Origin of the sequence: Streptomyces sp. NPDC006476, from assembly GCF_040612015.1 — a bacterium.
GTDB classification, from domain to species: domain Bacteria; phylum Actinomycetota; class Actinomycetes; order Streptomycetales; family Streptomycetaceae; genus Streptomyces; species Streptomyces griseorubiginosus_B.
Genome location: NZ_JBEXPK010000166.1, coordinates 1 through 7,202, shown reverse-complemented (window position 1 = coordinate 7,202; position 7,202 = coordinate 1). Strand labels below are relative to the sequence as shown.

Here is a 7,202-nt window from a genome sequence, read left to right as displayed (position 1 = left end):
ACGAGGCCTACACCGAGGGCATGGCCCAGGCCCGCCGCGCCCTCGCGAGGCCCGGACCCTGTCTGTCGGGGCAGGTGTCACCGTCGGCTGTTGCCGCCGCGCAGGGCGACCTTTCCGTTGCGGTAGGCGTCGACGCGGATCCAGAACGTGTTGGTCACGGCAGGTGTCTCGGCGGTGCCATTCAGTCCCAGGTCCATGTAGCGGACGCCGCCACCACGGCCGCCGTTGTTCCAGGTGCCGCACCAGTCGACGGTGACCTTCGTGTACCGGATGGCCTTGTGTTGGCAGTCGATCCACTGCCCCCAGACGTACTTGCCGTTGTAGGCGACTTCGCCGGCAAGGCTGGCGTAGCCGGCGCCGCACGAGGCGGTGTTCTTGGGGCCACCCCAGTAGGGCTTCTTGTTCAGCATGCACAAGGTGGCGCGAACGCTCTTGTAGTGCCACTTGCGGGCTGCGGCGGCCGCCGGGACACCGCGCGGGGCCGGCCCGAGCCGGTCGGGCCCGGTCTCGAGCGTGGCGGCGATGGTCTTGCCCGTGTTCGTAGGGACGGCCAGCGTACGAGGCACGGGTGCCGTGCCGGGTGCGCTGTGGTGCTGGGCGGGCGGGCTGGCTGCCGCGTCGGGTATGGGGCCGGAGGCGAGGGCGCCGCCGAGCGCGAGGACGGTGGTGGCGAGTACCGCTCCGCGGTGAACGCTCATCTTCGTGTGGCTCCTTCTGATCAGTTGCTTGGCCGTAGGCCGCCGAACCTGACGGACACGCGGACGATCGCGGTCCGCGACCACGGCGACTGGCGCGGTTGGATCGCTGTGTTTTGCCTTGCACCACTGAGTTCAGCGGGTCCGGAATTGAATGGGCAGCGGGTTTTGCCGCCCTGAACAATGGACTCGTTGCAGGTCACAGACACGGCGTTGCGGCGGTGGCCGAAGGAGACGCCTTCGGGTTGCCCTCCTGCTACGAGGTTGCGTACCTTTTCCGGCCTCACGCCGCGTCCACGGGGGAAGCGGGCGGTTAGAGGAGTGAGCTGTCGATGGCGGGGCGTCCTGAGAGCCCACTGGATCCCAGCACCGGGCCGGTGGCACAGTTCGCGGCCGAGTTACGCAAGCTGCGGGCGGAGGCGGGTAGTCCGACGTACCGGGTGATGGCCAAACTCACGAATCAGGGGGCAAGCACGCTGTCACAGGCCGCCGGGGGCGAGCGGTTGCCGACCCTCCCGGTCGTCCTCGCGTACGTCCAGGCTTGCGGCGGCAACCTGGAGGAATGGGAAGCACGGTGGCACGAGGCGGCCGCCGAGGAGGCGGCCGAGCCTCGTAGCGCAGATGAAGATGCCGAGCCTCCTTACCGGGGACTGGCCCGCTTCGAACCCGCCGACGCCGCCCTGTTTTTCGGCCGTGACCAGCTCATCGACGACCTGCTGTGCCTGACCCGCCGCCACCGGATCGCCGCGGTCGTCGGCGCGTCCGGCAGCGGCAAATCCTCCCTGCTTCGCGCTGGCCTCATCCCCCGCCTGCGCACCACCTCCGACCCGAGCATGCGCCCGGCAGCGCTGATCGTCCTCACCCCCGGCTCCCACCCTCTGCGGGACCACGGCCAACGCCTCACTCCGAAAGGTGATGGCGAGGGAGACACGTGGGTGGTGGTGGACCAGGTGGAGGAGCTCTACACCCTCTGCGCCGACCCGGCAGAACGCGCCGGGTTCATCGACCGTCTCCTCACAGCCCAGGCCCCCAACAGCCGGCTGCGGGTGCTGATCGCAGTACGGGCCGACTTCTTCGGACACCTGGCCAGGCACCGGCCCCTGGCCGACGCACTACGCGACGCCGCCCTCCTGGTGGCGCCCATGAACCGCAGCGAACTCCGTGACGCCATCGTCAAACCCGCCCAAGCAGTAGGGCACATCGTCGAACGCACTCTCACCGCCCGCATCATCGACGAGGTCGACGGCGAACCCGGCGCCCTACCTCTGATGTCCCACGCCCTACGGGAGACCTGGCACCGCCGTAAAGGCCGCGCTCTCACCACAACCGCCTACGAAGCCGCCGGCGGTGTGCACGGCGCCATCGTCCAAACCGCCGAAGACCTCTACACCAACCTCGCCCCCGACCAGGCCGCCAGCGTCCGCCGGATCCTGCTGCGCCTGATCACTCCAGGGGAGGGCGCACAAGACACCAAGCGGCCCGTATCCCGCGAAGAACTGGATACAGAAAGCTTCCCAGCCACCGCCGAAGTGCTGGAGCGGCTGGTCAAAGCACGGCTGGTCATCCTCGACGGCAGCACGGTGCACCTCGCACACGAAGCTCTCATCGCCGCCTGGCCCCGGCTGAAGGAATGGATCGACGAAGACCGCGAACGCCTGCGCCTGCACCGCCAACTCACCGAAGCCGCCCATACCTGGAACGACCTCGACCGCGACCCTGGTGCGCTGTACCGCGGCACCCGATTGACCACCGCCGAGGAAACTTTCACCACAACCGCCGGTAATAGCTGTCTCACTGCGGTCGAGGCGGAATTCCTCACCGCCAGCTCCACAGCCCGTCACCGCGAGGAGCTTGCGGCCACGCGCACCACTCGGCGCCTGCGTCGGTTCAGCGCCGCCCTGTCGGTGTTGCTTGTCCTGGCCGTGTCCGCCGGGCTGATCGCATGGCAGCAATACCAGGCCAGTGAGCGGCGAAGTCGCCAGGCGATCAGCGCCCAGCACGTAGCGTTATCCCGGCAACTAGCCGCACAGTCGACCAGTCTCCGCTCATCCAACCCGGATCTTGCCGCTCTGCTTGCGGTCCAGGCGTACCAGACCAGTCCCACGAGGGAAGCCAGATCCAGCTTGTTCGGCGCCGAGGCTCTCCCCCTTCGGTATCGGCTGACGGGACCTACCAGCTACGTGACGTCGGTGGCATTCAGTCCGGACGGCCGCACTGTGGCCGCCGGTAGCGATGACTCGACGGTGCGGCTGTGGGACGTAGCTACCGGCGAACTCCGTGCCACTCTCACGGGTCACTCCGACGCTGTGACGTCGGTAGCTTTCAGCCCCAACGGCCGCACCCTGGCCACCGGCAGCGATGACAAGGCAGTGAGGCTGTGGGACACGGCCACAGGCAAGCTTCACGCCTCCCTTGCCGTTATCAACTACGTGACGTCGATAGCTTTCAGCCCCAATGGCCGCACCCTCGTCAGCGGCGAAGCGACTGCGGGGGACGACGATGGAGGAATCCAGCTATGGGATGTGGAAACAGGACGGCTCCGTAACACCCTCAGGCTCGGCATCGGCGTGTCATCTGTGGCGTTCAGTCCCGATGGCCGCACCCTGGCCAGCGCCGCCTATGACTCAACAGTGCTGCTGTGGGACGCAGCAACCGGAAGGCGTCGTAGCGTTCTCACGGGCACATCGAGTGGACCCATCACCTTCAGCCCGGACGGCGACACCCTCGCGGTTGAGTCGGACAACGGGGATATCCAGTTGTGGGACATGGCGATCGGCAAACCCCGCACCACCCTCAGGGATGCGATGAATGAGTCGTTGGCGTTCAGTCCGGACGGCCGCACCCTCGCCAGTGCCAGCAACGACAAAACGGTACGGCTATGGAATCTGAGGGCTGACAGGCGGCTGCGCACCACCCTGCCCGGAACTGCCGAAGTGGAGTCCGTGGCATTCAGCCCGCGGGGCCGCACCTTGGCGAGCGGCAGCGATGACGGGAAAGTGCGACTGTGGGATGTCTCCACAGGCAGACTGCGCACCACCTTCACCACACATACCGATGCCGTGTCGTCGATGGCGTTCAGCCCCAACGGCCGCACCCTCGCCATCGGTGGAACGGATGGGAAGATCCGGTTGTGGGATATGGCGACCGGGGAATCCCGCACCACTTTGCCCGGAGAGGCCGAAGTGATGTCGGTGGCGTTCAGCCCGGATGGCCACATGGTTGTCAGTGGCGGTGATGACCAGGCAGTCAGGCTGTGGGATGCGACGACAGGCAGACTCCGCGCCACGATGGTAGGGAATGCCGCGACAGTGACGTCGGTGGCGTTCAGCCCGGATGGCCACACCGTGGCGAGCTGCGGCGACTCAGTGATCTTGTGGGACGTAGCGACCGGCCGACAACGCGCCACCCTCACCGATACGGATACGGACGGATCGGTGGCGTTCAGTCCAAACGGCCACACGCTGGCCAGCAGTGGAACGGACGGCAAGATCTGGTTGTGGGACATAGCAACCGGCAAGCCCCGCACCACCTTGGCCGAAGACACCGACGATGCGACGTGGCTGGCCTTCAGCCCCAACGGTCGCACGCTGGCCAGCGATGGGGACGGCAAGATCTGGTTGTGGGACGTAGCAACCGGCAAGCCCCGCACCACCTTGGCCGAAGACACCGACGATGTGACGTCGCTGGCCTTCAGCCATGACGGCCGCACCCTGGCCAGTAGCAGCGACAAGACAGTCCGGCTGTGGAACGTGGCCCTTCCTGACCCGGCCTGGTCGATCAGGAGCATTTGCAGAGCGGTCCATAGGTCCTTCACCCGTAGTGAACGGTCGCTCTACCTCGCAGACCAACCCTCCATACCGGCGTGCCGATCCTGAGCGGAAAGGACTCCCATCGCCGGGCCCGGAGCCACCCGAGGACAAAGGCCTCAACCAGGTCAGACGCGACGGGTCACGCATGGCCAATGGTCGGTGGAAGCAGGTCATTGCCGGGCCAGAAGGGCTGCTCTGCTGCAAGGTGGTCCAAGTAGCCGCTGATATAGGCCAGGACTGCGGTGCGCTCGGAGGAGCCATAGACGATGACGTCCCCGTGCGGACCGCGGGTCCGCACGCTGCCGTGCGGTCCGGTGCAGACCAGACAGCGGGCGATCTCGCCCAGGCCGAGGCCGAGCGCGTCGCACCGTCCCGTGCGGACGAGCTGCACCAGGCCGGCGATGACACTCTCCCAGTCGCCGATGTCGGGCCAGGAGGCGCCGCCTCCCATTTCATGGGTGAGAGTGGCCAGGGGGACCACGGCGCCTGGCTCCCGTCCGGGCCGGGTGAGCAGGGCGTGGATGCGGGCGCCGTCGGGCTGGCACACCTCGGGATGCAACAGGGAATCCGCGGCGACCACGGTGGTATTGATCTCCTGAGTCCCGGGACCGGGGTAGTACGCCTCGTGGGCGAAGAGCAGGAAGGCGTCCGCCGTACGGGCAGTTGGAGGGGATTTCAACTGGGGCATGAGAGAGGTCCGTTCAGCGGTGGCGTTTCGGGCGGGCGCCCTGGTGCGAGAGGGCTCGTGTGCTCAGGTCGGCACCGTCGGAGGCAGGGCCATCCTCGGTGCCGGAGCGTTGGACGGCCTGGGCCGCCTGGGCGGTGAGCTGGAGCATCAGCCGCTCCCGGGCTTCCAGAGCGGCCGGGACAGACCGGTTGTCCTGGGTCTGCAGCTGCAATGCGGCGTCCCACAGCACGTGATGGCCGATCTCGGCCGACCGGTGCACCTCGTAGGAGATGCTGCGGGCAGCAGCCTGGACAAGGCCGGTCTGCAGGGTGGCGAGGCGCAGCAGCCGACGGCAGCCCGCCTCACCTTCGATGGTGAGAACGTGTTCGCGTGCTCGGCCGTCCAGCCGTTCGGGCAGGTGCTCAGCCAGCAGCGGCAGGAGCGGCATCGCCGGGAGCGTGACATCGGCGGGTAGGCCGTGGGCCAGGGCGACCAGCCCGGCGGGCAGGCTGACGAGCGCCATCGCCGCGGTGGTACGCGGCACGAGAGCGGCGGTGGGAGCTAGGCGGATGGGCCGCGAACGGCGTCGGAGCAGCCAGCGCAGGCCGAGGCGTTGCCACCAGGTCGCGGCCGGGGTGAGGACCGCTATCTGGTGGGGGACTTCGGGCACGGTGCCATCCCGGGGAACGGTCCAGCCGAGCCAGCCCCACGCGGTGCGCTCGTACACGAGCACGGCCTCGCAGCCGGCCGAACGGCACCTGTTTGCCCTGTGGCGTTCGCGCAGGGCACGGCACCGTTTTGCCACCGACCGCCTCGGGGCGGCTCTGGATCTCGGATGGTTGGCAACTGCTTGGGGCGGGGCGTCGTCGGTCAACGGATGCTTCCTTCCAATGGGGCGTTCAGGGCCGACGCACAGGTCGTGCTGCGGTCGTCGTTGCGGGGGCCCGGCGGGGAGTGGGCCCCGGGGCAGGTGGGGCACAGCGGCCAGCCCAGACAGGCTGGGCAGAGGTCCTCACCGGGGGCGGTTCCGGGGTGGCCGCAGTCGGCGCATTCGGCGAGCGCTCGGTAGGCGAGGGCCTCCTGGGCGGCTGACGCCGCAGGCGCGCGTCCCCTGTGACCGGCACGGCCGGCTCGGTGACCGCGGACGTAGCCGGATCTGCGGCCAGCGCAAAGGCGGGCAGGCCTGAGCGGCCCGGAGCCGTGCGGCGACGATCGCGGTGACTGTCGTCCGTACCGGGCGGCGGCAGACTGGTCGGCCGATCAGGCAACGTCGGGTTCTCCACTGGCGGGAAACCCGACCCTGGTTGTGATCTGGTGTTTTGCAGCTCTGGCAGGTCGGTGATGCAGTACGGCGCGTCGGCGATCTGCGTGAACTGATCGACCGCCATCACCCCGCGGCGGCTCCCCGCCCCGAAGCGGCTCACCGCCGTTCCCCCGCAGTAGGCCAGCACGTAGCGCCACGAGCGGCGCACGGGTCGCGCCGGCGTGGGGCGCACGGTGATCGTGAATGCCGGTGCGTGCATGTGCTCCATACCGTCAGCTCACCGGCTGACCCCGACCAGACTGGCGGCCACGAGGCCCGACCATCGGTCACGATCCGACAACGCAGTCGTGTGACCGGCCTGTGGTCGGCCCGACCACAGCACTCATCGCCGTTGCGCAGTCCGACACCCGCCCGCCGGAGACGCTGGTGCGCAACGGGACTGCGCAAACTGGGCTGCGCATCGACAGTGCGCAATGGGGCGCGGATCCTGCGCAGTCGGATGCGCAGTGGCGATGCGCAGCCCGCTCAATGGCGCTTGCGTTTCTGTTTGCGCACGCCAGGAATCATCACCGCGCAGGCGGCCCGGATAGGGGCGCCACCCATTCCCGTTGGGCATCAGACGTCAGGCGAGTGGCCCAGTGGTGCACGTATACGAACGGCCCCCGGGGTGTCTGCCGCTGGCGATGTCCTTTGCGCCGGTCCGCATGGCCGCCCAGGCCGAGTATCGCGAGCACCGTCGTGTAGGTCGTCCGTGCCTTGATCGCGTC

The 7,202-nt window shown here is 68.3% G+C and carries 5 protein-coding genes; 1 reads left to right on the top strand and 4 read right to left on the bottom strand.

Annotated features, from left to right (window positions below; translation table 11 throughout):
- Nucleotides 1-77: 77 nt before the first annotated feature.
- The gene (locus tag ABZZ74_RS51745; RefSeq protein WP_356951087.1) at nt 78-698 is read right to left on the bottom strand and encodes a hypothetical protein; all 621 of its coding nucleotides are present in this window, start codon (nt 696-698) and stop codon (nt 78-80) included.
- A gap of 374 nt (nt 699-1,072) precedes the next feature.
- Here ABZZ74_RS51745 and ABZZ74_RS51740 point away from each other — a divergent pair, with 374 nt between their 5' ends.
- Nucleotides 1,073-4,570: a hypothetical protein gene (locus ABZZ74_RS51740; RefSeq protein ID WP_356951086.1), complete on the top strand. Its 3,498-nt coding sequence runs from the start codon at nt 1,073-1,075 to the stop codon at nt 4,568-4,570.
- A gap of 73 nt (nt 4,571-4,643) precedes the next feature.
- Here ABZZ74_RS51740 and ABZZ74_RS51735 read toward each other — a convergent pair whose 3' ends face one another.
- The 3 genes from ABZZ74_RS51735 to ABZZ74_RS51725 all read right to left on the bottom strand — a co-directional run.
- Nucleotides 4,644-5,192, bottom strand: coding sequence for a hypothetical protein (locus ABZZ74_RS51735; protein ID WP_356951085.1), 549 nt, complete (start codon nt 5,190-5,192; stop codon nt 4,644-4,646).
- 13 nt (nt 5,193-5,205) lie between these two features.
- The gene (locus ABZZ74_RS51730; RefSeq protein ID WP_356951084.1) at nt 5,206-5,898 is read right to left on the bottom strand and encodes a hypothetical protein; all 693 of its coding nucleotides are present in this window, start codon (nt 5,896-5,898) and stop codon (nt 5,206-5,208) included.
- Between the two features lie 1,103 nt (nt 5,899-7,001).
- Nucleotides 7,002-7,202 (bottom strand): hypothetical protein (locus tag ABZZ74_RS51725; RefSeq protein ID WP_356951083.1); only part of this gene is annotated, 201 nt, incomplete at its 5' end.